Source organism: Dellaglioa sp. CoH-56-MRSF-13 (assembly GCF_056782095.1).
The window spans coordinates 1,945-3,344 of the sequence record NZ_JBXAYC010000012.1 but is presented as its reverse complement, the minus strand read 5'-3'; the positions used below and the strand labels follow the sequence as shown (position 1 = coordinate 3,344).

At 45.5% G+C, this 1,400-nt stretch carries 1 rRNA gene (running past one end of the window); it reads left to right on the top strand.

What is annotated here, in order from left to right:
* Positions 1-123 precede the first annotated feature (123 nt).
* Positions 124-1,400 (top strand): 23S ribosomal RNA (locus tag AC1RP1_RS07505); it runs 1,742 nt beyond the window's last position.

Here is a 1,400-nt window from a genome sequence, read left to right as displayed (position 1 = left end):
AAATTTGTTCTTTGAAAACTAGATAATATTTATTAAATTTTTAAGCAATAAGCCGAGAAACACCGCGTTTTATTAGTTAAGAACGTAGTTCTTAACAAAACCACTTTGCTTTAAGTAAAGTTAGGTTAAGTTATCAAGGGCGCATGGTGAATGCCTTGGCACTAGGAGCCGATGAAGGACGGGACTAACACCGATATGCTTCGGGGAGCTGTAAGTAAGCTTTGATCCGGAGATTTCCGAATGGGGGAACCCAGCAGTTTTAATCGACTGTTACTATTAACTGAATACATAGGTTATATAGAGGTAAACGCAGGGAACTGAAACATCTAATTACCTGCAGGAATAGAAAGAAAAATCGATTCCCTAAGTAGCGGCGAGCGAACAGGGAAGAGCCCAAACCAAGAAGCTTGCTTCTTGGGGTTGTAGGACTGCTCATTTGAGTTACCAAAGATTTTTATAGTAGAAGAGTCTGGGAAGACTCGCCGTAGAGGGTGATAGCCCCGTATACTAAATGAAAATCTCTCAGAGCAGTATCCTGAGTACGGCGGAACACGAGAAATTCCGTCGGAATCCGGGAGGACCATCTCCCAAGGCTAAATACTCCCTAGTGACCGATAGTGAACCAGTACCGTGAGGGAAAGGTGAAAAGCACCCCGGAAGGGGAGTGAAATAGTTCCTGAAACCATGTGCCTACAAATAGTTAGAGCCCGTTAATGGGTGATAGCGTGCCTTTTGTAGAATGAACCGGCGAGTTACGTTTGCTTGCGAGGTTAAGTTGATAAGACGGAGCCGTAGCGAAAGCGAGTCTGAATAGGGCGCCATAGTAAGTAGACGTAGACCCGAAACCAAGTGACCTACCCATGTCCAGGTTGAAGGTGCGGTAAAACGCACTGGAGGACCGAACTCATGTATGTTGAAAAATGCTGAGATGAGGTGTGGGTAGCGGAGAAATTCCAAACGAACTTGGAGATAGCTGGTTCTCTCCGAAATAGCTTTAGGGCTAGCCTCGGAATTAAGAATCATGGAGGTAGAGCCACTGTTTGGACTAGGGGCCCATCTAGGGTTACTGAATTCAGATAAACTCCGAATGCCATTGATTTATATCCGGGAGTCAGACTGCGAGTGATAAGATCCGTAGTCGAAAGGGAAACAGCCCAGACCACCAATTAAGGTCCCAAAATACATGTTAAGTGGAAAAGGATGTGGAATTGCACAGACAACTAGGATGTTGGCTCAGAAGCAGCCACCATTTAAAGAGTGCGTAATAGCTCACTAGTCGAGTGATTCTGCGCCGAAAATGTACCGGGGCTAAACATGTTACCGAAATTGTGGATGGAACCCATTAGGGTTCCGTGGTAGGAGAGCGTTCTAAGGGCAACGAAGCTAGACCGTAAGGACTG